The following is a 22,867-nucleotide window of genomic DNA, read 5'->3' as shown; positions in this document are numbered from 1 at the left end:
CAACCTTCAAAGGAGAGCACCATGCGTAACATCCCCGTCGACATCACCGCCCTGGCGTTCACGGTCGCTGGCGAGCCCGAGCCGAAGATCGTGGACCGCGCTACAGGCGAGGTGAAGAGGGACGCGGAGGGACGGGAGCTCTACACCATCCCGCTCCTGCCCAAGCCGAACGACGACCGGCGCAACCCGGTGATCGTGGTGACGTTCCCGAGCGAGACGTTCCCGCAGATCCCCGAGGGCGTGCAGGTTCGGCCGGTCGGCCTGGCCGCGTTCTTCTGGTCGATGAACGGACGGTCCGGGCTCGGCTTTCGCGCCGAGACCATCGCCCTGGCCAATCCCAAGGCGGCCTAGCCGCACCGGTAGCACCCCTGGAGCGGGCGCATCGCCTGGCAGCTAACCGCCCGCTCCGGGGCCTTCCTCTCGCAGTTCGAAAGGAACGTTCCAAGTATGTCCGACTGGCTCATACCGCTGGCCATCAGCGTGGCCTCGGTCTGCACGATCCTGCTGGTGTGGCGCAAGCTGCACCCCGTCTCACTCTGGCTCTGCCTGGGCTACCCGCTCAAGGCCCTGCACGTCTACTTCACCTGGGGCAACGTCGCCCACGGATGCACACTCACCCGCAAGCGGCGCCGCTGGCGCTACACCCTCGACGGCCTCCCGGTCGTCGGACACGCGGCTGTCTCGTTGTCGCACAGGCGCAAAGTCCGGCGGGTGCAGGTGGACAAGCCGCCCCGGCTCGGCATCGTCCGTCCCTGCCGCCTCGGCTTCCGGGTCAACGTCAAGCTCATGGACGGCCAGACGCCCGACGACTACAACGCTCGCCTGTCCAACCTCGCGCACGCCTGGCGCGTGCACTCGGTACGGCTGGCCTCCTGGAAACCTGGCCGCGTCACGCTGCTGGCCACCAGAGGCGATCCGCTGGCCGATGTCTCCATCCCGGTCCTGTCCGAAGGACTGCTCAAGGTGCGAGTGGGCGTGCTGGAGACCGGCGCGCCCTGGGTGCTCAACTTCCTGACCGTTCCGCACTGGCTCAACACCGGCGCCACGCAGTCTGGCAAGTCCACCCTGCTCAACGCCCTGATCACCGGCCTTGCCGGACAGAAGGTCGCCCTGGTCGGGTTCGATCTCAAGGGCGGCGTGGAACTCACTCCCTACGAACCGCGGCTGTCGGCGATGGCTACCGAACGCGCCGAGTGCACCAGCCTGCTCGATGACCTGATCTGCCTGGTCAAGATCCGGATGGCGCTCTGCCGCAGCCACAAGGTCCGCAACATCTGGAAACTGCCCGAACTCCTCCAGCCCACCCCGGTCGTGGTCCTGGTGGACGAGGTCGCCGAGCTGTTCCTGATGGCCCACAAGGGCGAAAAGGAGGAGATCGCCTCCACCGCTACAGCGTTGCTCAGACTGGCGCAGCTCGGCCGCGCGTTTGGCGTCTACCTGTTCGTCTGCGGGCAACGGGTCGGCTCCGACCTCGGCCCCGGCGTCACCGCCCTGCGATCCCAGCTCTCCGGCCGCGTCTGCCACCGGGTCAACGACCCCGAGACCGCGACCATGACCCTCGGCGACACCGACCCGGCCGCCCTGGCAGCGGCCCGGCAGATTCCGGCCAACATGCCCGGCACCGCGATCGTCGTCGGCGAGGACGGCCGCTGGTACCGCGCCCGATCCGTCTACGTCACCGAACAAGTCGCCGAGGCCGCCGCCCAGGCGCACGCCGACCTCGCACCCACCTGGGCCGACCTACTCACCGCCACCGACGACGTGACCGTCACCGACGCGGACCTGGAGGCACTGGCCCGCGAAGGCGAACCCGCCTGACCTCTCCTCACCCGGCTCGGCGAAAGCCCATCGCGTCAAGTCCCTACCCGACCCATGCCCGAAACCGAAAGGAGGTGCCCGCCCATGAGGCGCATCCGCTCGACAGCGCTCGACACCGCACCCGTGCTGGTCCTGGCCGTGATCGCCGCCGTCGGCTCCTTCACCCACATCAGCGACCTGGCCGCCCGGCACGGGCAACTCAGCTGGCAGTCCTGGGCGGTCGCCGTGTGCATCGACCTGATGTGCGTCATGGCCGCCCGCGAACTCCAACGTGACAAGCGCACCGGCCGCCGCCGACACGGCCGGATCACCTGGCCCGCGCTCGTACTGACCGGCGGCATCGTCCTGACCCTGGCCGCCAACCTCGCCACCGCCAAGCCGACCGTTTGGGGCTGGATCACCGCTGCCACTCCCGCGGTGGCGTTCCTGGTCTCGGTCTCGATGCTGGAACGCCGCGCTTCCCATCGCCCACCGGTGCCGGCCGATGAGGAACCCGCAGAAGCCAGCGCCGAGATCCCCGAGGTAGTCCAGCTCGCGCCCGTCGAGCTGCCAGCAGCCGAACCCGCACCCACGTCCGGGCCGTCACCAGCCCTGCTGGCCTACGCCCGCCGCCTGGCCGACGACCACCACACCAAACATCACCGGCCCATCACCAGCGACCAGCTCGCCACCCGCATGCATGTCTCGGCCGACCTGGCCGCCGACATCCTCACCTTGATCCGAAAGGAACCCGTCGCATGAACCACCAAGACCTCATCGAGGCCGCCCGCTCCTGGGCACGCGGCTCCTACCCGTTCGAAGCCGCCGTGGAACTGCTGATCCACCACGGCACCTGGCTACGCCGACCCGACTTCCAAAACATCGCCGTCGACCTGGAGAAGCCGTTCGCGGTCATCGACTGGCAGGCCGCCTACGACGCACTCGTCCTCGGCCACCTGCCCTGCTCAGGCGGCGAGGCCGCCCTGCTCCGCATCGCGCTCTCGATCGCCTACGCCCTGCCCGTCGAACTCGGCCCGGCGCTCACCAGCCTGGACGAGACCAACCTCGGCTACGTCGTGGCCGCCATCCGCCACACCAACGGCAACCGCGCCGCCTGGGTCCCGGTACAGGGCGGCCCGGCATGAACCAGCCCTACTGCCGTCGCTGCCTCGGCTCCGGCACGATCACCGGCTACCACAGCCAGCCAGCTCCCAACGGCGGCCTCACCCTCATCACCGAGATCACCGAGACCTGCCCCAGTTGCCAGGGAGAGAGAACCCGATGACCCGCTCACGCAAGACCATCCAGCCGTCCACCTGCCGGACCTGCAACGGCGAAGGCCAGGTCGAGGACTTCCTCATCGTCGGACGCGGCAAGAACACCGCCTGCATCCGCACCTGGGCCTTCTGCCTCGACTGCTGCGGCGCCAGCACCACGTCATGACCCGTCTGCCCTGCCCGTTCTGCACCTGCTGCTCACGCTACGGCTGTGACCTCGGCGACGGCCTGGGCTGCGACTCGACCAACCAGTCCTGCCCCTGCACCCCGCAAGGAGGTGACCCACCCATGAACTGCGACGAGATCCGGGCCTACGCCTGCGCCACCTGCAACGGCACCGGCCTGTACGACGACGACACCTGCCGAGACTGCTCCGGTACTGGCATCGACAACCAGAACTGAACGAAAACGACGCCACCACGGGACGGCTCAAGCCTGGCAGCCACGCCGCCCCCGTGGGGCGTCACCCTCCGCACTCAACGAAGGAACTCCAGTATGCGCCACCGGCCATGCCCGGAATGCGACGGATACGGCTCCGTCAGCGTCCGCTCACTCCGTACCCAACGGCTCATGACCATCTACTGCCCGTGCTGCGAAGGCTCTGGACAGGAGGGCTCACAGTGACCCAGGCTCCCGAGCTTCCCGCAGGCCTCGACGACCTCATCCGCCAGACCATCCGCGACCTGGCCCGCCGCTCCAACCACGACGTCACCCGCTGGCTTCGCCAGGTGGACCGGCTCCACGGCTGCACCGACCCGATCCGCCTCACCGGCGACACCCACACGCTCGACAACGCCACTGGCGAAGTCCTGCGAACCTACAGCACCCGCGAGGAACCACACGGCCAGCTCCTCGTCCGCTGCGGCAACCGCCGCTCATCCCGCTGCCCGGCCTGCGCCGAGATCTACCGGCGCGACACCTTCCACCTCATCCGCGCGGGACTCCTCGGCGGTGACAAGGGCGTCCCGGCCGCCGTCCGCACTCACCCGCGCGTCCTGGCCACCCTGACCGCGCCGTCCTTCGGCCCCGTCCACCGAGGCCCCGACAAGGGCGGCACCACACCCGTCTGCCACCCACGCCGGACCGGCCCGGCCTGCTTCACCCACCACCAGAACGGAGACCCGACCATCGGCCAACCGCTCGACCCTGACACCTACGACTACACCGGCCACGTCCTGTGGAACGCCCACGCCGGTGCTCTGTGGCACCGCTTCACCGTCTACTTCCGCCAGCAGTTGGCCGCCGCCGCGGGCATGTCCCGCAAGGACTTCGCCCAGCGCGTACGCCTCTCCTTCGCCAAGGTTGCCGAGTACCAGGCACGCGGCGTCGTCCACTTCCACGCTGTCATTCGCCTCGATGGCCGCGCCGGTGACGACCTCACCGATCCGCCCGCCTGGGTCACCCTCGATCTCCTCGACTCCGTCATCCACACCGCCGCTCAAGCCGTACGCCTCAAAGCGCCGGCCACCGGCCAGCCACTCACCTGGGGAACCATCGACGTCCGCCCCATCCGCTCCACCAGCCTGACCGACAACGACCTGTCCGAAGTCGCCGTAGCGGGCTACATCGCCAAGTACGCCACCAAGGCCGCCGAGACCTCCGGCACCCTGGACCGCCGCGTCACCCACCGCGACCTCGCCCGCCTGCGCGCCCAGGGCGTCACCGACCACGCCGCCCGCCTGATCCGCACCGCCTGGGACCTCGGCGATCCCAACATCCACCCGGACCTTGCCGAACTCCGTCTGCGCCAGTGGGCGCACATGCTCGGCTTCCGTGGTCATTTCTCGACCAAGAGCCGCGCCTACTCCACCACCCTGACCGCCCTACGCCGCGCCCGCCTCGACTACCGCGAAGCCCAAGAACTCCGCCGCCTGCCCCACGACCCCAGCACCACGCTGGTCCTCGCCCACTGGAAGTACGCCGGACAGGGCTACACACCCGGCGAATCAGCACTGGCCGCCTCGATCAGCAAGGGAGATGACCATGGCCACTGACCTGCTCACCGTTCCGGAGACCATGGCCATCCTCAAGGTCAGCCGATGGACCCTCTACAACCTGATCCGCTCCGGCGACATTACGTCCATCCTCGTCGGCACCCGCTGCCGCCGCATCCCGTCATCGGCCCTGGACGCCTACGTGACCCGTCTATGTGAGGAGGCCGCCTGATGGGCAAGCGCTCGAACGGAGAAGGCTCTATCTTCCCGTACAAGGACGGCTGGGCGGGCTACGTCTGGGTCACCACACCCGAGGGCAAGCGCACCCGCAAGTGGGCCTACGGCAAGTCCCGTGAGGAGACCCACGAGAAGTGGCTCAAGCTCCACGAGCAAGCCCGCAAGGGACCGGTGGCCACCAAGCACGAGACGCTGGCCGCCTTCCTCAAGCGCTGGCTCGCTGAGGTCATCGAGCCCAACCGTGAGCCCACGACCTACGTGGCTTATGAACCGCTCGTCCGGCTGTACATTGTCCCCGGCCTGGGCAAGAAGCGCCTCGACAAGCTCACCGTCCGGGACGTGCAAGCCTGGCTCAACACCCTGCCCACGCTCTGTACCTGCTGCGCGCAGCGTAAGGATCACAAGCGCCCGGAGCGTAAGCGGCGGTGCTGCTCGATCGGCAAGTGTTGCAAGGGCTACCTCTCCCGCAGCAGTATCGCGGGCATTCGCCGGGTCCTGCGCTCGGCGCTCGGCCACGCCCTGCGGGAAGAGCTGATCACGAAGAACGTCGCCTCACTGACCACGCTCCCGAGCGCCAGCAAGACCAAGCGGAAGCGCCAACACACGGTGTGGACCGTCGATGAGGCACGGAGGTTCCTCGAACACCTACGGAGGGCCGAAGACCCTCTCTACGCGGCGTACGTGCTCATTCTCGTCCTGGGCCTTCGCCGGGGAGAGGTCCTTGGTCTCGCATGGGACTGCGTAGATCTCGTCGGCGAACAGCTCTGGATCTCCCGTCAACTCACCAGAGTCGGCGGCCAACTCCTCCACCGGCAGACGACAAAGACAGAGGACTCGACCGCCTCACTGCCGCTCTTCGGCCTGTGCGTTTCGGCACTCAGGCACCGTCAGCGTGTCCAGGAAGAGGCACACAAGATGGCTGGGGACGAATGGAAGGACTCGGATCTGACGTTCACCACCCGGACGGGCACGCCGATCGAGCCGCGTAACTTCAACCGCGCCTTCGAGAGCCATTGCCGTCGGGCAGGCGTCCCGCGTATCCGCGTGCACGACACCCGGCACACCTGTGCCTCGCTCCTGGCTGCCCTCGACGTCCACCCGCGTGTGGCGATGCGCATCCTGCGGCACTCGCAGATCTCGATGACCATGGACGTCTACACCCAAATCCCCAGTCCCGAAACCCGTAAGGCGCTTGACCGGCTCAATCAGAGCCTCGACCGTTCAAGCGAGGCATAACTAATCTCTCGGTACCACACATAGGTCCTTTGGGGGTATCCCAGAGGACCTATGTGTGTGCACAGGATCTTGTCATAACCGAAGGGATATGCCGGACTGGCTACGGTGGTCATTTCGCTTCTCGTTGCTTGTGGTTCAAAGGAATGGGGCTTCCAGTGAGGCGCCAGTTCTCTTCCTGCCAGACGTAGCGGAGGGCGAATGACGCACCCTGTGATCTGCGAGCGCGCCAAGGGGCATTACTGCGGATGTTCCGCGTGCGGTGGGGCGCAGCACGGCTGGACCAACGGTCTCTTGTTGGCCCGAGACCCCTCTCCCGATGCTCGTCAGGAGGCGAGAGATCGCAGCGACGTCGCCTGGGCCGCAACTCGGCCTCCCATAGGGCGACGAAAGCCATCCAAGGAGAGAAAGGCAGCAGCCACCGATAGTGCCACAGCCGATCTTGTTGACTGGCTATCCGAGAACCCAGACACCATCGACCGCATTCAGGAAATCGGAGACATCCTTGCTGGCCCCGTAATCCAGGAGCTCGATAAGAGGTTCGGCGGGAGCAAGCCGCGAGAGGCCCGAAGGAAACTTACCAACCATTTCTGGTGCGATCTCCTCGTCGCCGTGGCCGGGGCCATCGAAAAGTTCTCGAAGGCCATGGACCGAATCCCGGAGTACGTGACGACGGTCATCATGCAGTCCCGGAAGGCCGAGGGCCGCAGTGTTCTCCTCGATGCGCTGGTGGGTCTAGCCGTACGGACGGCCTGGGAGCCCATTAAGAGCATGATCCACACGACCGGGATCGAGGAGCTTCAACGAACCTGCCGGATCCTCGCCATCCTGATCTGCCCGGCGCCCGAGGATCACAAGGCCGTCCAGGACGGCGCCCTTCTTCCCTTGGCGAAGGAGGGGATGTTGGAGACCAGCAGGGAGCGGCTTGAGCAGGTCTTTCCCGCGGATTGGGTCCACCGCCTACGAGAGGGCCTCGGCGGTGCCTGAGTAGAGTGGCCGGCGTCCCGTCGGCACGAGCTGTATGCGTGGGGGATCGGCTGTGTGGGGCCGTGTTGCTGTACAAGGCTGCTGTACGGCCACGAAAAAGGCCCTCTGGGATGATCCCAAAGGGCCTTTGAGCTGGAGCGCGGCCGACAGGAGTCGAACCCGTAACCTTCTGATCCGTAGTCAGATGCTCTATCCATTGAGCTACGGCCGCTCGCTGCGTAAGCAAGCATAGCGGGTTGTGGGCAGTGTCTCGAACCAGAAACGGCAATCATGGCTCCGCCGACTCCACCTTGCGAGGCCACAGCGTGTGGCTGATGGGCCAAAGGACGGCGATCACGGGGACCCTGGCCAGGCCGAGCATGAACTCCAGCAGGGGGCGGGTGCGGGTGGGGTCGTCGACCCACCAGGTCAGGGCGAGGATCACGACGCAGGATATGGCGTAGGCCAGGAGCAGGCGGAGCCAGAAGCGCCACTCGTAACGGGTGCGGGCGCGGCCACCTGGTGGGGGTTTGGGGGGTGGGGGGCCGTCGGCGTAGCGGTGGTGGAACTTGGCGTCGGCCCAGCGGATCGTGCTGTGCCCGAAGACGATCGAGTAGGCGAGGTAGGTCGCCGCCAGGCCGTGGGTGATGTCTGCTGTGGCGCCGCCCTTCATGTCCACTGCGGCGGTCACCAGGAGGATGACGTCCAGGAACGGGATGGCGATCAGGAGGGCGGTGCTGAGCTTGCGGCGCTTCCAGAGGTATCGGGTTGCCAGGGCCAGGACGAGGAGGAGCCAGAAGGCGATCTCGCAGGCGATGAGGATGGCGATAATCACGTATTTCAGTTTCTGGCCGGTTTCTGGCCGGGGCATCGTCAGTGGAAACGAACCTGTGGATACATAGAAAGGTGTATCCACAGGCTGGCCCCATGCAGGAGGGCAGCGTGGCCGGGGGGTGGTGGGATGGGGCCATGAAGCGGACGGCGTTGTGGGCTGTGCTGGCCTTCGCGGTCGGGGTCATCATGATCGCGGGTGGGGGCGCCATCGATCGTGGCCGGCCCGACTGGGTGCTCTGCGTGCCGCTGGCGTTGACGTGCGCCGGGGTGGTGGTGCGGCAGCGGGCGCCCCTGGTCTCCCTCGGGCTGGGGGTTCTCGGGATCACGCTGGACGGGTTCGTGGGGCCGTCGCTGGCGACTGTGCTGGTGTTCACCGACAATCTGTACGCCGCTGCGCTTTACGGGCCGGCCCGGTTCGCCCGGGTTCTGCTGGGGGTCACGACTGGGCTGGCGGTCGCCGGTGGGGCCGTGGCCGGGTTCTTCGCCGCGGACTGGAGGGTGCTGGCCATGGCGGGGGTGCAGGTCGCGCTGGTGCTCGTCGTGCCTGTCACGACTGCTCTGGTGCTGCGGGAGCAGCGGGATCGGGCCGCCGCCGAGCGGGTGCGGGCCGAGCAGGTGGCGCACCTGGCGGAGCTGGACCGGCAGGCGGCCATCGCGGCCGAACGCACGCGCATGGCTCGCGAGCTGCACGACATGATCGCCAACCACTTCAGCGCCATCGCCATCCAGTCCACGGGTGCGCTGTCCCGCGAGGATCTTGATCAGGAGACGATACGCAAGGTCATGGGGTCCGTACGGGAAAACAGCGTCAAGGGGCTGGCCGAGATGCGGGCCATCATCGGGCTGTTGCGGCAGGAAGGCGACGAGCCCGAGGCGACCCGGCCGAGGTTGGCCGACGCGGAGACCTTGGTGGACAGGGTCCGGCAGGCGGGGCTGACCGTGGACCTCAGGATCGAGGGGGAGCCCCGGGAACTGCCCGTGTCCGTTGATCTGGCCGGTTATCGGATCCTGCAGGAGGCGTTGACGAACGCGCTCAAACACGGCGATTCGCCGGCCACCGTTGGCGTCACCTACGGGGCGGGGTCGGTTTCGCTGATCGTCGGCAACGCTGTCGGGGGGCGGGGCGCCCGGCTGCCTGGGGCTGGTGCCGGGGCCGGGGTGGTCGGCATGCGGGAGCGGGCCGCGCTGGTCAGCGGATCATTCGACGCCGGTCCGCACGGGCATGGGTGGCGGGTGGTGGCCAGGCTGCCCACGTCGCTCAAGACGGCTCATGAGCCGACAGCCGCCAACGGGGTGACGTCCCCGGCGTTGGCGACTCGTGAGGCCGGAGGTTATGAGGCGGCAGGTGACGAGGAGCCGCCGGTGTCCGGCCCGGGTGAGGATCCGGCTTCGAAGCCGGAGGTCACGGCGCGTTCCAGACAGTGACCCGACCGTTGGGGCGCCGGCTCATGGGAGGAGGAGCGGTGGCGGCGTTGGGGATTGGGTTGTGCTGGTCGCTTGGGAAATGAGCTGGAGGTGTGATGGGCATCAGGGTGCTGGTGGCTGACGATCATGCGGCCGTCCGGGCGGGGATCGTTCTGATCCTTGACGGGGTCGGGGACATCGAGGTCGTCGGTGAGGCCGGCGACGGGGAGCAGGCCGTGGCCATGGCCCGGGAGTTGCGGCCCGATGTGGTCTTGATGGACGTGCGCATGCCCCGGCTGGACGGCATCACGGCCACCAGGGAGCTGGCCGGTGTCTGCGATGTGCTGATCCTTACGACGTTCGATGTCGACGAATACGTTTTCGGGGCCCTGCGTGCCGGGGCCGCCGGGTTCCTGTTGAAGAACGCCGATGCCGAGTCGCTGGTGGAGGCCGTTCGTGTGGTGGCTCGGGGGGATGGGCTGATCTCGCCGGGGGTCACGCGGAGGTTGATCGCGGAGTTCGCCGAGCGGGCGCCGCGCCGTGAACCCGCGGCGGACCCAGGCGGTTTGACGCCTCGGGAGCGGGAGGTGCTGGCGTGTATCGGGCGGGGGTTGTCGAATGCGGAGATCGCCAGGGAGTTGGACATGGCGGAGGCCACTACCAAGACGCATGTCAGCCGGGTTCTGAACAAGCTGGGGATGAAGAGCCGGGTGCAGGCCGCGCTTTACTACTCGGAGGGCGTATAGCGCTGCGGGTCCGGGTCCCGCACCGGTGGCCGTAAGTTCAGGCCCTGGTACGGCTGTCGCGGAGCAGCGTGTGGACGTCGATCGACGGAGGCTGATTTGATGGCGACCAGGGGGTAAGTCGAACTCATGACCACACCGCCGTCATCGTCATCGCCATCCTCATCGGAGGAGCCGGACGGTTCACGAGGGATGCCGCCGCCTCAGGAGCCCCCCGGGTCGCGGCAGCATTCCCAGGGGGATCGCGGACAGAGCGGGTCGGCTCATGGGCGGGGGCGACCGGCAGAGGCTGCTCGCTGGCAGCAGCCCCGAGATCAGCGGTCCGACCTCGAATCCCCAGGTTACGGAGGGCATGGCCGGCCGCCCAACGGACAACCACCGTACGGATGGTCTCCGGCCTTTGGGCAGCCGGGATCCACGGCACCCCCACCTTCCAGGAATTCCACAGGCGTGCTCATCGGATCGATGTTCGCCGGCCTGGCCCTCTACAGCCTCGTCAACATCGTGATCGGCTTCTTCCTCTTCATCGTCATCCTGGACAACAGCGGCACCAAGGCCCCCTACTTCGCAGCCGGCGGGGTCGTGCTGGCCCTCGTGGGCCTCGGTGCCGGAATCGGGCTCCACTTCATCCGCAAAGCCTGGGCCAGGGGCCTGGGGCTGGGCCTGATGATCGGATGGGCGCTGTGGTCGATCCTGTCCGCCGGGTTCTTCACCGGGCTCAACCCGAGCCTGTACGACTGACGGCGCCGCACGCCCAAGCGATCACCCAGGAACGGCCGCCAGATTCAGGACCGTGTACTCCTTGCCGCCCCCACGTGCCTTGACCGTGCACGCCTCGTTCCGGCACACCTCGTCGTACTCCTGGTCGGCATCCCAGATGACCACGTTCGGCGGCGACGAGGCGGGGGAACCTCGCCTCACGATCCCGCCCCGCACGCCGGGCGTCCTCTCGCTGAGCCCGGCCATCGTCCCGGTGGCCAGGTCGTACAGGACGGCGATCGGCCCCGGGCTCCGGCTGTTCTTCGGGTCGTACACGCGGAAAATGGCATACCGGTCACCGACCAGCCACCAGGGGTCCATCGGCAGGAGCGTGGCGGGCAGTGTTCTCCGCCCGGAACCGTTCACCCGCTGGACGACCGCGAGGCCGTGCCGCCTTCCGACGCACCACTGCGCATTGCACTGCATCATCTCGACTCCGTCCGGTATCGCCACGTCGGAGGAACGGCCGGTCTCGAGGTTGACGACCCGGGTCACGTTCGAGATGGGGGACTGGCCGGCCCGGGCGTTCGCCCACGGCCAGGAGGCGAGGTGGAGGCCGTCGGTGCCGGGCAGCCGCTCCGGAGCGCCGCCGGTCAGCGGCATGCGGTGGACACCGCCCTCCTTGACCGACCAGACAAGGGAGTCGTCCGTGAGGCCGATCGACTCGACGTCGGCCGCGACCTCACCGACGCGCCTGGCCTTACCGCCCTCCCGGGGAATGATCCAGAAATCTGCCCATTTATCGGAGTTTCGAGGGGTCTCGCCGAACCAGGCGACGTACTGCCTGCCCACCGCGAACTGCTGCAGGTAGTACCCCTTCCGCGGGGAAGGGACGTCGCCGAGGACCCGCGTCTTCCCGGAAGCGGAGTCGTACGCCTCCAGCCGCCCGCCCTTCTCGAACCCGGACTCCGGGGCCAGCAGCACCTCGGTCGCACTCAAGCTGGTCACCGGGTGCATTTTCCAGCCCTTGGCGTTCCTCATCGGCACCTTGACGATGGCCTGGGGCCACAGCTCGCCGGCCGCCTTGATCAGTGGCGGCGACACGGTGACCGCCGGTTCGGCCCGCCGGCCCTCGCCCGACAGGACCGCCGTCGTACCGCCCGCGACCGCCACCACCGCCACGGCCGCGAGCAGCACCTGCATCCGCTGCCTGGTACGCCGGGCGCGCCGCCGCCTGGCCACGCCGTACGCGAGATCGTGGCCCCCGGCCTGCTCCGCGGCCGCCCGCATGGTCCGGACCAGGTCCTCTTCGCTTCTCATCGCGCCTCCCGCAGTACCGGCGACTCTCGCCTGATCCGGAGTTTGTCCAGGGCGCGGGCCGCCTGACTGCGCACGGTGCCCCGGGAGATGCCGAGGATCTCGGCGATCTCCTGGTCGGGGAGGTCCTCGTAGTAAAGCAGCACGAGCACGGCCCGCTGCTTGCGGGGCAGCTCCTGGAGCTCGGCCCACAGGTCGGCGTCGCCGTACCGGTCGAACTCGCCGCGCTCGGGGACGGCGGCGACCAGGTCCTCCCGGCGCCGGCTGCGCCAGTGCTTGATGTGCAGCCTGACCATGATCGTACGCACGTAGCCCTCGGGGTCGTGCTTGTTGCGCACTCGGGGCCAGGCGTCACCCAGGCGGGCCAGCGCCTCCTGTGCGAGATCTGCCGCGTCCTCCGAATTGCCGGCCAGTACGTAGCCGTACCGGAGCAGGGCATCGCTCCGGGCCCGGACGAACTCGTCGAAATCCTTCACAGCCCCAGGGATCACGGGACTCGTGCTTCTGTTGCACGAGGACGGCGGTTATTCAGCCGGCACGTACAGACTGAGCGTCTCGGCGACGCAGGCGGGCCGCCTCTCGCCCTCGATCTCGATCGTCATCTTCAGGCTGGACAGGTGGCCGGCCGGGGTGCCCTTGACGTCGGTGAGTTCGCCCGTCGCCCTGACCCGCGACCCGACCGGCACCGGACGGGGGAAGCGGACCTTGTTGAGGCCGAAGTTGACCCCCATCGCGATGCCCTGCACCTCGATCATCTCGAACATGAACGAGGGCAGCAGCGACAGGCTCAGGTAACCGTGCGCGATCGTGCCCCCGAACGGCCCTTCCTTGGCCCGTTCGACGTCCACGTGGATCCACTGGTGGTCACTGGTGGCGTCGGCGAAGAGGTTGACCTGCTCCTGGGTGACGGTGCGCCACTGGGTGGGGCCGAACGTCTCGCCGACGGCCGCCTTGAGCTCCTGAACGTTCGCGAAGGTCCGCATGCTCACGAACGCTATTGGTCGGGCGGGACGGCTGCCAAGTTCAGCCCCCTCAGCGGGGTTACGGACGGCCCGGAAACGCCTTACACTCGCCGGCCGTGTCGCCGATTCGCTGGTGAGAAGCCCTTGGGGCAACCGCCTCCGGCCCGTTGCGAAGATCTTTACTCGAAACCATCGCATAGGTGTTCGAGTCCGCGCTACAGTTCTCGGTAGCGAAATCGAACAGGGGTTCGGCCTGGTGGGAGGGGGTGTTGCCCGATGACGGTGCTCGCGACCGCGCCTGCCCGGACACGCCGTAGCACTTTCTTCCCAAATCTAAGACGGCCGCTATATCCGGCAATAAAGTCCGAGAGCGTGGATCCTGTGCGCAACCCCTATGCTCCCGGCGCCGGGCAGCGGCCGCCGGAGCTCGCCGGGCGCGATCGTGAGCTGCAGCAGTTCGAGGTCGTGCTGGAGCGAGTGGCCCGTGGCCGTCCCGAGCGCAGCATGGTCGTCACCGGCCTGCGCGGTGTCGGCAAGACCGTCCTGCTCAACACGTTCAAGTCCATGGCGATGCAGCGGCTGTGGGGCACGGGCAAGATCGAGGCTCGCCCCGACCAGTCGATCAGACGGCCGGTGGCCGCGGCCCTGCACATGGCGATCCGCGAGCTGGCCCCGCGCCACCGGGCGCCCGAGCGCATCGAGGAGTTCCTCGGGGTGCTCAAGGCGTTCGCCATGCGCGATCCCGCGGCGGCCAAGGGCACCTCGCACTGGTCGCCCGGCATCGAGGTGCCCGCCAGCCGCGGGCGCGCCGACTCGGGTGACCTGGAGATCGACCTCACGGAGCTGTTCGTCGACGCCGCGAGCGTGGCCACCGACCTGGCGGTGGGCATCGCGCTGTTCATCGACGAGATGCAGGACGTGCAGCCCGCCGACGTCTCCGCGCTCTGCGCCGCCTGCCACGAGCTGTCGCAGACGGGCGGGCCTCTGATCGTGGTGGGGGCCGGGCTGCCGCACCTGCCCAGCGTGCTGTCGGCCAGCAAGAGCTATTCCGAGCGGCTCTTCCGCTACGCGCGCATCGACAAGCTCGACCGGGACGCCGCCGATCTCGCGCTGATCCTGCCGGCGCGCGAGGAAGAGGTGGAGTTCACCCAGGAGGCCCTCGACGCGCTCTACGAGGCGGCCGACGGCTATCCCTACTTCGTGCAGGCCTACGGCAAGGTCGCCTGGGACCTGGCGCCGCGCAGCCCGATCACCATCGAAGACGTCAAGGTCTCCGCGCCGGAGGCCGAGGAGGAGCTCGCCGTCGGGTTCTTCGGCAGCCGCTACGAGCGGGCCACCCCGGCCGAGCGCGACTACATGCACGCCATGGCGCAGATCGGCGACGAGCCGGTCGCCACCGCGGAGGTGGCCGACGCCCTCGGGCGAAAGCCGTCCAGCCTCTCGCCCGCCCGCGACAGCCTCATCAAGAAAGGGCTCATCTACAGCGCCGAGCGCGGCCTGATCGCGTTCACGGTGCCGCACTTCGGGAAGTTCCTGCGCGCTCAGCCGATCTGAGCGCCACCCCTAGACCTCTATTGGGCTGTCTAGTGGGGAAGCTAGACAGCCCAATAGAGTTATATCGCCGTGCCTGTCGAGCGAAATCTAACGCTCTCTACCGTCAGGCCGATACTTCCGTATACTCCGCCAGAGACTTGCTGTCCTCCGTCCTGACCACGGCCACCCGCACCGCCGGGCGCCGCCCGCTCAGATAGACCGCGAAGACCACGTCGTCCTGCTGGTTGTCGCGGAAGGCGAAGAACCGCCAGCACAGCTCGCGCCAACTGTCGTAAGGCTCCGCCGAGGTCAGCCCGGCCTGGTGGGACCGCCAGGTGCCGCTCGACCGCAGCCTGGCCAGCGTGGCCGACTCGGCGGGGCCGCGGCGCTGCTCGCAGGGGGCGCGGAACCGTACGCGGTCGATCAGCTCCTCGATCTCCGGCGACAACACGACCAGGACGGCCAGGCCGGCGGCCGTCAGCCAGGACGGCTCGGTCACGGCCACCCAGCCCGGCACCGGCGCCCACACCGAGACTCCGGCCATCCCGGTCAGCGCCACGGTCCGGCCGATCGAACGCAGCCCGACCGGCGCCGAGCTCACCTCGCCGAAGCAGCCACAGCCCGCGTCCGGCCGCCGCCTGCGCAGCTCGACCAGCACGTACGTGGACAGCGCGAAGAAGGCGACCGTACCCCACCGGAAGATCGGATGAGTCGTGAGCAGCAGCCCCGTCGCGAGCGTCACCTCACCGGCCGCGCAGACCAGCAGCGCCGGGCCCTGCATGCGCTCCGGCACCAGCACGGCGGGCCCCAGCCTGGACAGTGACCCCGGCTCACCGCCGGACCACACCGTGCCCACCTTGGCCCCCGTCCCCAGCAGGAGCAGCAGGACCAGCAGCGGGAGCTGTGATTCCAGCACGTGTGTCACCCCAATCCGATCTGCGCGTTGAAGCACCCTTTGACCAGGTCGCCGCCCAGCTCCACGTACGCGAACGGCGACAGCTCCGCGATCCGCCCGCGCGGCGAGGTGTCGCACTCGACGCAGCGGTCGCAGAAGTGCCCCGCCACGCACCCGCAGGCCACCACCGGCACGTTGGCGGAGCGCTTGGAGCACAGGTTCGTGATCTGGAGGAGCGATCCGATGGAAAGGTACGGCAGGCCGGCGCACGAGATCCCGGCCTCGGAGCAGCCGGTATCAGAACGTTCCAGCATCGGATAGGCCGCGCCCCGCTCCTCCTCGTCGAACGTGTCCGACCACGTGGCCGGGCCGGAGACGCGCGACTGCGTGCCCGCGTACGCCGACGGCGCGGCGGGCACGGCCCGCGCCGGGTAGGGCGGCTGCGAGGTCGCGGGCAGCAACGCCAGCCCGGCCCCGTCCCGCCTGATCCCGATCGCGTCGAACAGGTAACCGGGCTCGAACTTGGGATGGCGCACCTGCAACCGCCCCGACGCCCGATAGGGGATGAGGATCGTACGGTGGCCGCGATGCGGACCGCAGTCGAGCTCGACGGTCAGGTCTTTACGTCCTTGAATCGAGAGGATCGTCCCGGTGATGCGGGTGGCGTCGGCCCAGATCTTCTCGACCACGCGCCCGGCACGCAGGCCCCGCATGATGACCATGGAACCCACGGGCAGATCGGCGGGTGCCACGTCGGAGCCATGCCAGGCGGTGGCCCACGGCGCGATCACGAGCCGTTCCTCGGTGCCGCCGGGGGTCTCGATGATGATGAGATGCGGGCTGATGTCCAGGATCTCGCCCGTGATGGCGCGTAAAGGTTCCCCGTTTTCCGGGTGAGGACCGGGAACGCCGGGTTCGCGGCCGAGCGCGGCCGCGGCGAGCACCCGGCGGTGCTCAACGCTCGGATACCCCATTTGCCCCTCCCTCGTCGGTTACTAGATTCACACGACTAGGGGGTGGCTCACACCGTACCCCCGCAGATGGGAGCAAAATACCCATCCCCGGGGAAGGGAACTCACCCCCGGTGTCGAAGAAACCGCCACCGACCTTGGCCTACCTTTATCCTCGGCGGGCCGAAACATGAATTACGGTTCAGGCTTAATAGGGCATCAGGCTGCGATTCTGGCCACGATGCAGACCACCACCGGCTGGGAAGACGAGTTCCGCGACTACGTACGGGCCCGCGGGCCCGCGCTGCTGCGCGCCGCCCACCAGCTCACGGGCCACCCGCTGGACGCCGAGGACCTGCTGCAGAACGCGCTGACCAAGACGTACCTGGCCTGGGACCGCATCGAGGACCGTGGCGCGCTGGACGGCTACGTGCGGCGGGCCATGGTCAACATCAACATTTCGCAGTGGCGGCGGCGCAAGCTGGAGGAGTACCCGTCGGACGAGCTGCCCGAGGTGACGGCGGCGGCCGCCCAGGACGTGGCCGGTGATGTGCACGAACTGCTGGAGCAGGCGCTCGATGAGCTGCCGGAGCGGATGCGGGCCGCGATCGTGCTGCGTTACTACGAGGACATGACCGAGCCGGAGATCGCCAGGACACTGGGGATCAGCGTCGGCACGGTCAAGAGCACGGTGTCGCGGGCCATGGCCAAACTCAGGAGCGCCCTGGGCCTTCCGCGCTGAGGCCGCTCAGGAGGTCGCCGGGACTTCCGGGGTGAGCCGGTGGTCGGCCCCGGCGGTGGCGCAGGGCCGTACGACATCCCTGATCTTCCGCAGCGAGGCCAGGACGGTTTCCAACTCCTCATCCTCCAGCAGGCCGGTGAACCACTCCTCGATGTCCTGGAGGTGCTGCGGCACCACGGACTCCAGCCGCTCGCGCCCGGTGCCGGTGAGCACCGCGTAGGAAGCCCTGCGGTCGCTCGGGCAGGCCTGGCGCCGCACCAGCCCCTCCCGTTCCAGCCGATCGACCACCCGGGTGACGCCGCTGGTCGACAGATTCGTCTGCGCCGCGAGATCGCTCATCCGCAGCCGCTGCTCGGGCGAGCGCGCGAGCCGGATGACGGTCTCGAAGTCGATCTCCGACAACCCCGCCGCGCTGAGTGCCGGCTGGAACTTGGCCATCAGGCCGGAGTGAACCTCGCTTAGCAAGCCGATGGCGGTCAGCCGGGAGTCGTCAAAGTTCAGCACTCTCATACCTTAGCCGACGAAAGTTGACGGGTGGAATATTCCTCGTGTAGACAGTTGTTGCCGCAGACATCCGCACCACAACCTTCCACTGAGGAGAACCCCAATGAGCACCCGTACCTGGGAGTCGCTGACTGTCCCGGCCGCCGGCACCTACAACCTTGACGTTGCCCACAGCCATATCGGTTTCGTCGTCAAGCACATGATGGTCAGCAAGGTCCGCGGCAGCTTCGGCGACTTCAAGGGCTCGGTCACGATCGCCGAGAACCCGCTCGAGTCGACCGCCGAGCTCACGATCCAGACGCTCAGCATCGAGACCGGCATGCCCGACCGCGACAACCACCTGCGCAGCGACGACTTCCTGTCGGTCGACAAGTTCCCGGAGATCACCTTCCGGAACGCCCGCGTGGTCAAGCACTCCGGCGAGGACTTCACCGTCGTCGGTGACCTGACCATCCGCGACATCACCAAGCAGGTCGAGCTCAAGGTCGAGTACGGCGGCGCCGGCACGAACCCCTGGGGCCAGGTGGTCTGGGGCTTCTCGATCAGCGCGGAGATCGACCGCGAGGAGTTCGGCCTCACCTGGAACCAGGCCCTGGAGACCGGCGGCGTCCTGATCGGCAAGAAGATCAAGATCGAGGTCGAGGGCGAGGCGAACCCGGCCGCCTAGTGCAGCCCGGTTATCCACAGCTTCGACGTTATCCACACCCGGAAAGCCCGCCCTTGCTCGGGCGGGCTTCATCCACAGGCGGTTACCCACAGGCTGTTGATAACTCTTGGTGAAGGCTGGGGGCGCAATCGCTTTGCCGCCTCGGCAGAAGGCCGGTACGCTGTGCTGAGCCGCGCTGGCTCCAGGAGGATTCGCCTAGTCAGGTCTATGGCGCCGCACTGCTAATGCGGTTTGGGTTTACCGCCCATCCGGGGTTCAAATCCCCGATCCTCCGCACGTGAAGGGCCCTTTCCCGAGTCTTGGGGAAGGGCCTTTTTGATCTCTGCAGGGGTCAGGGTTGCAGTTTGGGTTGCAGTTGTCCGTCAGGGCGAGCCCCAGAGTGCCTGGTCCATGCGGTTGCTGGCGTCCTTCATCTGGAGGGTGGCCACGTGGGTGTAGCGCTCTGTGGTCGTGACGCGAGTGTGGCCGAGAACCTCTTGTACGACGCGGATGTGGACGCCTTGCTCGATCAGAAGTGTCGCGGCGGTGTGGCGTGCGTCGTGGACTCGGGCGTCTCGTACGCCGGCCTGGTTGAGGATGGCTTTCCACTGCTTCCAGTCTTCTGTGCGCTCGATCGGGCCGCCGAGTTGCGTGGTGAAGACGAGATCGTGATCGGTCCACTTATCCCCAGCCTTGAGCCGTTCGGCGGTCTGGAGCTTCTTGTGGGCTCGTAGGAGGGCCAGGAGCCCCGGAGGGCATTGAAGGGTGAGCTTGCTCTTGCCCTTGCGCTGCCGAAAGACGAGGCCGCCGCCAGTGCGCTTCAGGCATCGGTCGGCGTGGCTGGTGCAGTCCTTCGGGCAGGAGCGCTTGGAGCATCGGTGAGAGCGCTTCTTGCAGTCCGGATCGCAGCCGCGGTCGTGCTGGTGTTCCTTGCAGTTCTTCATGCACGCCTTACGGTGCCACTTCTCTCCACAGGCGTGGGGATCGTCGCAACCGTGCTCGTACTCCGACCGCTGGATCTGGAACCACGCCTTGATCTCTCCGGTCGTCAGGTCGATGTACGACCAGCGGAGCCCGAGAGCTTCACCCTGGCGGATACCGAGAGCGAGAGCCACTGACCAGCGAGCACCGTTCCGCTTGGTCATAGCGACAGCGAGGATCCGCCGCGCTTCCTCTGCCGTGAGGGGCTCGATCTCTGTAGTGGTGGCCGAGGGGGCATCGATCAGGGTAGCGACGTTGCGAGGAATGCGTCCCCGCCGTACGGCGATCGTGAGGGCGCGGGACAGGATGCGGTGGACCTTGAGAACGCTGCTCGGCGAGAGGCCCTCTTCAAGCATGGTCGTGTAGGCGGTGTCCAAGTGCTCGGGAGTGAGGCGGTCGAGGCGGTGCTTGCCGAGGAGAGGCACGATCCAATTCCTCGTCTTGGATCGGTAGTCCGTCAGCGTGCGCGGCGCCATTTTCTCGGAGAGGACCAGGCGCGCGCAGATCACATCGAGGAACTCCGCCATCCATTCGGCGACGGTCGGAGCGCGGCCCGCCTTATTCACGCGCCCTGACTCTCGCTGGTTTTCCAGCTCGCGAACCTTGCGTGTCACCTCCGCCTCTGTCTTGCCCTTACGGTGGCGGCGATCAGGTGACCCATCCGGCTTGATGCCGACCGTGACCCAGCCGTGCCACAAACCGTCTTTGCCGAGGAAGATCGATGAGCGCCCGTTCGGCTTTCTAGCGGTCATCACGCCACCTCCACGGACGCCCGAGTCTCAAGGGCACGGGCATAGTCCACGAGTGCGGCTGCCGGGATCAGCCGGTATCCGTCGTGCTTGATCGATCGGAGTTCACCCGACTTGATGAGCCGGAACACGGCCGTACGGCTCATGCCGAGGACGGTTGCCGCATCCTTGGGACGGTAGAACAGGCGCTCCATCAGGCGGCCTCCCCTCGAATTGCCGAAAGATCTTGTCCGGCTGCTCTGGCCTCCAGTTCGCGGAGGTGGGCTCGCCAGCGCTGGCGTTCGTGGACGGAACGGAGCAGCCGCATGGCGAGGGGCGGCACGTTGGCGTCTCCGGCCGGTACGGGCCGCCAGATGTAGCGGTGTGGGTCGGTTGGTTCGTCGGCTTTGCCGAGGGCTTCCAGGACCCAGGTACGGCGATCCTGCTTGTGCTCGGCGAGGGTCTTGTTGGACCACTTACGGGAGACCAGGACCCGGCGTCCGGCGTAGCCGAGGTGTTCGGGCTTGTGGGCCTTGGAGCGGCATCGGCCGGGAGCCATCCCTGTCTTGGCGTTCTTGGGCTGTACGCCGTAGCGCAGCCAGTTCGGGCATGTCGGCGAGCACGGCTCGTAGCGCAGGGCATCAACCATGCAAGCAGCGTGCTCACGCTGGGCCTGGCCACCATTGAGGGTCTCGCCGATGGACTTGGTCAGGTACTTGGACAGATACCGGATGCACTGATCGGCATCCGGGGTTCCGGCGAGGACCCCTTGGACATCGACTTGTTCGCCGAAGCGGAGAACGTGTAGAGGCTCGGCATCCTCGTCCAGAGCGTCGAGGGCCTCGTCCCAGGTGGGCAAGACTTCACCGGTGCTCGGGTCGAGGTAGCCGCTGCCGTCCTGCCAGACGGGCAGTTGATCAGCGTCGAAGCGGACTTCGTCGGTTGATGGCCACCACACCTGGTGATAGGTGGCCGCGGCTATCTGCTTGATCTCCGCGCGCGGCAGGGTGCCCCGGATGGCCATGTGCAGGTGCGGGGCAAGCCGCTTCTGAGGTTCGACGGCCGCGAAGTACTGCACGTCATAGCCCGCGACCCGGCGCAGGTTCTGTACGAAGCGATCGACGAGCTTGGAGAAGTGCAGCGCGTCCCGGGCAGCGCGCCGGTAGTCGTAGGTGTCGGGATCGATCGGGACGCCGTCACGGACCTTGCCGTAGCTGGGCAGGGTGAGCGTGACGAACAGCGACGGCCGGTAGGTCTTACCGTCGGAGCTGGTGAAGGTACGTCCAAGGGTGGTGTTGGTCATCTTGCGCTTGGGCAGGTCGGGCGCGTCCTGCCGCCGCCGGGTCGATCGAGTGCGCTTGGGCACCGCGGATCCGGTGACGCTGCCGCGCATGCCAGCGGCGTTGATCTCGTCATCGAGGCCGGACAGGACGGCGTCCAGGTCGGTGGTGTCGTCGCCGGCCTCTTCGGCGGCATCTCGCCTGGCCTGCATGTCGGCGCGGAACTCGATCAGCCAGCGCTGCTCCTCGTTCGGCTCGTCGGGTGTGATCGTGGGTTCGTTGTCGAGGTGCCAGCCCTCGCGGCATTGGGCCATGCGGAGCTGTCGGTTGCGCTTGGCGCACGGCGGGCACTTGCTGTCGAGGACGGCTCCGCACGGAACGTCGATGATCTCCGACTTGCCGGTGACGATGTCGAGCCGCCGCAGAGGGATGGGCCTGATGCAGACCCCGTGGAGCTTGGCGACCTCTTCGAGTACGTCCCGGGCCATCGGCATGGCCAGGCGGACAGCCCGGGGTAGAGCGCGATCGTACGGATGGGTCATGCGGTCCTCCCCTCGTCGGTGGTTTCGGCCAGGCGGGCGCAAAGCCGGTAGTGCTCTCGGTGCGGGTGAGCGTGGATGCGGGGGTGATAGAGCTCGAAGACCCGCATGTGGGGCAGGTCGTGAGCGGTCAGCAGGACCAGCAGCGGGCGGCCTGCGACCAGGCTGATTTCGTCGGCGGTGCCGTGGAAGCAGATCTTCATGCCGCACCGCCGTGCGGGACGAAGGCGTCGACCATGGCGCAAATGTCGGCATCGGAGACGTAGGCAGCGCGTACCCGGATGGGTTCGGGGCTGGCTTCCAGCCGGACGTAACCGACGCCCGCGCCGATCTCGGGGACGGGCGAGATGTGGTCAGCGAGGGCGCCGCGATCACGTGCGCCGTCGCCGAGGACCATGTCCACCTGTTCCGACTCATCCAGCCGGAGGGCGATCTTGTCGGGGAACAGGTTGCGGATGTTCATGACCTCTTTGCGCGGGTCCTGAAGCGCGGCCAGGACACCGACTCCGACCGCGCGCCCCTGGGTGGTCAGGGTGGCCGGGGGCTCACCCCGAAGCGTGGACACCGGCTGTCATGCGGCGAGCAGCACTCTAGCGGTGGTCTGCTGCTCGTAGTCGATGGGGCTGAGGTAGCTGAGCGTGGAGTGTCTCCTGCGGGTGTTGTAGC

The 22,867-nt window shown here is 67.6% G+C and carries 27 protein-coding genes, 2 tRNA genes and 1 pseudogene; 17 read left to right on the top strand and 13 right to left on the bottom strand.

Annotated features, from left to right (window positions below):
* Positions 1 to 21: 21 nt before the first annotated feature.
* The 10 genes from ABGB18_RS34885 to ABGB18_RS34840 all read left to right on the top strand — a co-directional run bounded on the left by ABGB18_RS34885 (position 22) and on the right by ABGB18_RS34840 (position 7,465).
* A complete protein-coding gene (locus tag ABGB18_RS34885) occupies positions 22 to 351 on the top strand; it encodes a hypothetical protein (protein ID WP_347699928.1) in 330 nt (109 codons plus the stop codon).
* A gap of 96 nt (positions 352 to 447) precedes the next feature.
* Positions 448 to 1,818, top strand: coding sequence for an FtsK/SpoIIIE domain-containing protein (locus ABGB18_RS34880; RefSeq protein WP_347699927.1), 1,371 nt, complete (start codon positions 448 to 450; stop codon positions 1,816 to 1,818).
* An 84-nt stretch (positions 1,819 to 1,902) separates the two neighbouring features.
* On the top strand, positions 1,903 to 2,559 hold the full coding sequence (locus ABGB18_RS34875) for a DUF2637 domain-containing protein (protein WP_347699926.1): 657 nt from the start codon (positions 1,903 to 1,905) through the stop codon (positions 2,557 to 2,559).
* Positions 2,556 to 2,942, top strand: a complete 387-nt coding sequence (locus ABGB18_RS34870; RefSeq protein WP_347699925.1) for a hypothetical protein — start codon at positions 2,556 to 2,558, stop codon at positions 2,940 to 2,942. Before ABGB18_RS34875 ends, ABGB18_RS34870 begins: the two co-directional genes overlap by 4 nt.
* A 136-nt stretch (positions 2,943 to 3,078) precedes the next feature.
* Positions 3,079 to 3,240 carry a hypothetical protein gene (locus tag ABGB18_RS34865; protein WP_347699924.1) on the top strand — a complete coding sequence of 54 codons (162 nt, stop codon included), beginning with the start codon at positions 3,079 to 3,081 and terminating at the stop codon, positions 3,238 to 3,240.
* A complete protein-coding gene (locus ABGB18_RS34860) occupies positions 3,237 to 3,476 on the top strand; it encodes a hypothetical protein (protein ID WP_347699923.1) in 240 nt (79 codons plus the stop codon). The genes ABGB18_RS34865 and ABGB18_RS34860 overlap by 4 nt, the downstream gene beginning before the upstream one ends.
* A gap of 218 nt (positions 3,477 to 3,694) precedes the next feature.
* Positions 3,695 to 5,068 (top strand): replication initiator, encoded by a 1,374-nt coding sequence (locus ABGB18_RS34855; RefSeq protein ID WP_347699922.1) that lies wholly within the window; start codon positions 3,695 to 3,697, stop codon positions 5,066 to 5,068.
* The gene (locus ABGB18_RS34850) at positions 5,058 to 5,240 is read left to right on the top strand and encodes a helix-turn-helix domain-containing protein (RefSeq protein ID WP_347699921.1); all 183 of its coding nucleotides are present in this window, start codon (positions 5,058 to 5,060) and stop codon (positions 5,238 to 5,240) included. Before ABGB18_RS34855 ends, ABGB18_RS34850 begins: the two co-directional genes overlap by 11 nt.
* Positions 5,240 to 6,481, top strand: a complete 1,242-nt coding sequence (locus ABGB18_RS34845; protein ID WP_347699920.1) for a site-specific integrase — start codon at positions 5,240 to 5,242, stop codon at positions 6,479 to 6,481. Before ABGB18_RS34850 ends, ABGB18_RS34845 begins: the two co-directional genes overlap by 1 nt.
* A 294-nt stretch (positions 6,482 to 6,775) precedes the next feature.
* Complete coding sequence (locus ABGB18_RS34840; RefSeq protein WP_347699919.1) at positions 6,776 to 7,465, top strand: hypothetical protein; 690 nt, start codon at positions 6,776 to 6,778, stop codon at positions 7,463 to 7,465.
* Between the two features lie 138 nt (positions 7,466 to 7,603).
* Here ABGB18_RS34840 and ABGB18_RS34835 read toward each other — a convergent pair.
* Positions 7,604 to 7,676, bottom strand: a tRNA-Arg gene (locus ABGB18_RS34835).
* A 57-nt stretch (positions 7,677 to 7,733) separates the two neighbouring features.
* Positions 7,734 to 8,279, bottom strand: a complete 546-nt coding sequence (locus tag ABGB18_RS34830; RefSeq protein ID WP_347699918.1) for a hypothetical protein — start codon at positions 8,277 to 8,279, stop codon at positions 7,734 to 7,736.
* Positions 8,280 to 8,371: 92 nt separating this feature from the next.
* Here ABGB18_RS34830 and ABGB18_RS34825 point away from each other — a divergent pair, with 92 nt between their 5' ends.
* The 3 genes from ABGB18_RS34825 (at position 8,372) to ABGB18_RS34815 (ending at position 11,166) form a co-directional block, all read left to right on the top strand.
* The gene (locus tag ABGB18_RS34825) at positions 8,372 to 9,703 is read left to right on the top strand and encodes a histidine kinase (RefSeq protein WP_347699917.1); all 1,332 of its coding nucleotides are present in this window, start codon (positions 8,372 to 8,374) and stop codon (positions 9,701 to 9,703) included.
* Positions 9,704 to 9,798: 95 nt separating this feature from the next.
* On the top strand, positions 9,799 to 10,428 hold the full coding sequence (locus ABGB18_RS34820) for a response regulator transcription factor (protein WP_347699916.1): 630 nt from the start codon (positions 9,799 to 9,801) through the stop codon (positions 10,426 to 10,428).
* A gap of 447 nt (positions 10,429 to 10,875) precedes the next feature.
* Positions 10,876 to 11,166 carry a hypothetical protein gene (locus ABGB18_RS34815; protein ID WP_347699915.1) on the top strand — a complete coding sequence of 97 codons (291 nt, stop codon included), beginning with the start codon at positions 10,876 to 10,878 and terminating at the stop codon, positions 11,164 to 11,166.
* Positions 11,167 to 11,187: 21 nt separating this feature from the next.
* On the opposite strand, the gene ABGB18_RS34810 is transcribed toward ABGB18_RS34815, so the two are convergent.
* The 3 genes from ABGB18_RS34810 to ABGB18_RS34800 are packed head-to-tail and all read right to left on the bottom strand — an operon-like array spanning position 11,188 to position 13,424.
* Positions 11,188 to 12,444 carry a hypothetical protein gene (locus tag ABGB18_RS34810; RefSeq protein ID WP_347699914.1) on the bottom strand — a complete coding sequence of 419 codons (1,257 nt, stop codon included), beginning with the start codon at positions 12,442 to 12,444 and terminating at the stop codon, positions 11,188 to 11,190.
* Positions 12,441 to 12,917 carry a SigE family RNA polymerase sigma factor gene (locus tag ABGB18_RS34805; RefSeq protein ID WP_347699913.1) on the bottom strand — a complete coding sequence of 159 codons (477 nt, stop codon included), beginning with the start codon at positions 12,915 to 12,917 and terminating at the stop codon, positions 12,441 to 12,443. The genes ABGB18_RS34810 and ABGB18_RS34805 overlap by 4 nt, the downstream gene beginning before the upstream one ends.
* Positions 12,918 to 12,965: 48 nt before the next feature.
* Positions 12,966 to 13,424: a MaoC family dehydratase gene (locus tag ABGB18_RS34800; protein WP_347699912.1), complete on the bottom strand. Its 459-nt coding sequence runs from the start codon at positions 13,422 to 13,424 to the stop codon at positions 12,966 to 12,968.
* Positions 13,425 to 13,775: 351 nt separating this feature from the next.
* Between ABGB18_RS34800 and ABGB18_RS34795 the strand changes: the two genes are divergently transcribed.
* Complete coding sequence (locus ABGB18_RS34795) at positions 13,776 to 14,957, top strand: ATP-binding protein (protein ID WP_347699911.1); 1,182 nt, start codon at positions 13,776 to 13,778, stop codon at positions 14,955 to 14,957.
* Positions 14,958 to 15,060: 103 nt separating this feature from the next.
* On the opposite strand, the gene ABGB18_RS34790 is transcribed toward ABGB18_RS34795, so the two are convergent.
* Positions 15,061 to 15,852, bottom strand: a complete 792-nt coding sequence (locus tag ABGB18_RS34790; RefSeq protein WP_347699910.1) for a MauE/DoxX family redox-associated membrane protein — start codon at positions 15,850 to 15,852, stop codon at positions 15,061 to 15,063.
* A gap of 5 nt (positions 15,853 to 15,857) precedes the next feature.
* Complete coding sequence (locus ABGB18_RS34785; protein WP_347699909.1) at positions 15,858 to 16,805, bottom strand: hypothetical protein; 948 nt, start codon at positions 16,803 to 16,805, stop codon at positions 15,858 to 15,860.
* Between the two features lie 217 nt (positions 16,806 to 17,022).
* Here ABGB18_RS34785 and ABGB18_RS34780 point away from each other — a divergent pair, with 217 nt between their 5' ends.
* On the top strand, positions 17,023 to 17,523 hold the full coding sequence (locus tag ABGB18_RS34780; protein WP_347699908.1) for a SigE family RNA polymerase sigma factor: 501 nt from the start codon (positions 17,023 to 17,025) through the stop codon (positions 17,521 to 17,523).
* A gap of 6 nt (positions 17,524 to 17,529) precedes the next feature.
* Here ABGB18_RS34780 and ABGB18_RS34775 read toward each other — a convergent pair whose 3' ends face one another.
* On the bottom strand, positions 17,530 to 18,033 hold the full coding sequence (locus ABGB18_RS34775) for a MarR family transcriptional regulator (protein WP_347699907.1): 504 nt from the start codon (positions 18,031 to 18,033) through the stop codon (positions 17,530 to 17,532).
* 97 nt (positions 18,034 to 18,130) lie between these two features.
* Here ABGB18_RS34775 and ABGB18_RS34770 point away from each other — a divergent pair, with 97 nt between their 5' ends.
* Together ABGB18_RS34770 and ABGB18_RS34765 are read left to right on the top strand one after the other, a co-directional pair.
* Entirely contained in the window at positions 18,131 to 18,694 is a 564-nt protein-coding gene (locus tag ABGB18_RS34770; RefSeq protein WP_347699906.1) for a YceI family protein, read from the top strand.
* 184 nt (positions 18,695 to 18,878) lie between these two features.
* A tRNA-Ser gene (locus ABGB18_RS34765) sits at positions 18,879 to 18,968 on the top strand.
* An 88-nt stretch (positions 18,969 to 19,056) separates the two neighbouring features.
* Here ABGB18_RS34765 and ABGB18_RS34760 read toward each other — a convergent pair.
* The 5 genes and pseudogenes from ABGB18_RS34760 to ABGB18_RS34740 form a co-directional block, all read right to left on the bottom strand.
* Entirely contained in the window at positions 19,057 to 20,406 is a 1,350-nt protein-coding gene (locus ABGB18_RS34760) for a tyrosine-type recombinase/integrase (RefSeq protein WP_347699905.1), read from the bottom strand.
* Positions 20,406 to 20,597 carry a helix-turn-helix domain-containing protein gene (locus ABGB18_RS34755; protein WP_090943412.1) on the bottom strand — a complete coding sequence of 64 codons (192 nt, stop codon included), beginning with the start codon at positions 20,595 to 20,597 and terminating at the stop codon, positions 20,406 to 20,408. Before ABGB18_RS34755 ends, ABGB18_RS34760 begins: the two co-directional genes overlap by 1 nt.
* The gene (locus ABGB18_RS34750) at positions 20,597 to 22,204 is read right to left on the bottom strand and encodes a replication initiator (protein ID WP_347699904.1); all 1,608 of its coding nucleotides are present in this window, start codon (positions 22,202 to 22,204) and stop codon (positions 20,597 to 20,599) included. Before ABGB18_RS34750 ends, ABGB18_RS34755 begins: the two co-directional genes overlap by 1 nt.
* The gene (locus ABGB18_RS34745; RefSeq protein WP_347699903.1) at positions 22,201 to 22,404 is read right to left on the bottom strand and encodes a hypothetical protein; all 204 of its coding nucleotides are present in this window, start codon (positions 22,402 to 22,404) and stop codon (positions 22,201 to 22,203) included. The genes ABGB18_RS34750 and ABGB18_RS34745 overlap by 4 nt, the downstream gene beginning before the upstream one ends.
* Positions 22,401 to 22,739, bottom strand: a pseudogene (locus ABGB18_RS34740) (cell division protein FtsK); the annotation flags it as partial. The pseudogene ABGB18_RS34740 and the gene ABGB18_RS34745, both read right to left, overlap by 4 nt.
* Between the last annotated feature and the right edge of the window lie 128 nt (positions 22,740 to 22,867).

The sequence above is a fragment of the Nonomuraea sp. B12E4 genome, assembly GCF_039871825.1.
Lineage (GTDB): Bacteria > Actinomycetota > Actinomycetes > Streptosporangiales > Streptosporangiaceae > Nonomuraea.
Note: the sequence above shows the minus strand (reverse complement) of the source record. Positions and strands in the feature narration are given on the sequence as shown.

Coding starts and splice junctions, on each gene's coding strand:
- ABGB18_RS34865 (WP_347699924.1), top strand. CDS start 3,079: ATGACCCGCTCACGCAAGACCATCCAGCCGTCCACCTGCCGGACCTGC.
- ABGB18_RS34785 (WP_347699909.1), bottom strand. CDS start 16,805: ATGGGGTATCCGAGCGTTGAGCACCGCCGGGTGCTCGCCGCGGCCGCG.
- ABGB18_RS34860 (WP_347699923.1), top strand. CDS start 3,237: ATGACCCGTCTGCCCTGCCCGTTCTGCACCTGCTGCTCACGCTACGGC.
- ABGB18_RS34800 (WP_347699912.1), bottom strand. CDS start 13,424: ATGCGGACCTTCGCGAACGTTCAGGAGCTCAAGGCGGCCGTCGGCGAG.
- ABGB18_RS34755 (WP_090943412.1), bottom strand. CDS start 20,597: ATGGAGCGCCTGTTCTACCGTCCCAAGGATGCGGCAACCGTCCTCGGC.
- ABGB18_RS34870 (WP_347699925.1), top strand. CDS start 2,556: ATGAACCACCAAGACCTCATCGAGGCCGCCCGCTCCTGGGCACGCGGC.
- ABGB18_RS34845 (WP_347699920.1), top strand. CDS start 5,240: ATGGGCAAGCGCTCGAACGGAGAAGGCTCTATCTTCCCGTACAAGGAC.
- ABGB18_RS34750 (WP_347699904.1), bottom strand. CDS start 22,204: ATGACCCATCCGTACGATCGCGCTCTACCCCGGGCTGTCCGCCTGGCC.
- ABGB18_RS34820 (WP_347699916.1), top strand. CDS start 9,799: ATGGGCATCAGGGTGCTGGTGGCTGACGATCATGCGGCCGTCCGGGCG.
- ABGB18_RS34775 (WP_347699907.1), bottom strand. CDS start 18,033: ATGAGAGTGCTGAACTTTGACGACTCCCGGCTGACCGCCATCGGCTTG.
- ABGB18_RS34875 (WP_347699926.1), top strand. CDS start 1,903: ATGAGGCGCATCCGCTCGACAGCGCTCGACACCGCACCCGTGCTGGTC.
- ABGB18_RS34810 (WP_347699914.1), bottom strand. CDS start 12,444: ATGAGAAGCGAAGAGGACCTGGTCCGGACCATGCGGGCGGCCGCGGAG.
- ABGB18_RS34770 (WP_347699906.1), top strand. CDS start 18,131: ATGAGCACCCGTACCTGGGAGTCGCTGACTGTCCCGGCCGCCGGCACC.
- ABGB18_RS34760 (WP_347699905.1), bottom strand. CDS start 20,406: ATGACCGCTAGAAAGCCGAACGGGCGCTCATCGATCTTCCTCGGCAAA.
- ABGB18_RS34780 (WP_347699908.1), top strand. CDS start 17,023: ATGCAGACCACCACCGGCTGGGAAGACGAGTTCCGCGACTACGTACGG.
- ABGB18_RS34880 (WP_347699927.1), top strand. CDS start 448: ATGTCCGACTGGCTCATACCGCTGGCCATCAGCGTGGCCTCGGTCTGC.
- ABGB18_RS34885 (WP_347699928.1), top strand. CDS start 22: ATGCGTAACATCCCCGTCGACATCACCGCCCTGGCGTTCACGGTCGCT.
- ABGB18_RS34850 (WP_347699921.1), top strand. CDS start 5,058: ATGGCCACTGACCTGCTCACCGTTCCGGAGACCATGGCCATCCTCAAG.
- ABGB18_RS34825 (WP_347699917.1), top strand. CDS start 8,372: ATGCAGGAGGGCAGCGTGGCCGGGGGGTGGTGGGATGGGGCCATGAAG.
- ABGB18_RS34745 (WP_347699903.1), bottom strand. CDS start 22,404: ATGAAGATCTGCTTCCACGGCACCGCCGACGAAATCAGCCTGGTCGCA.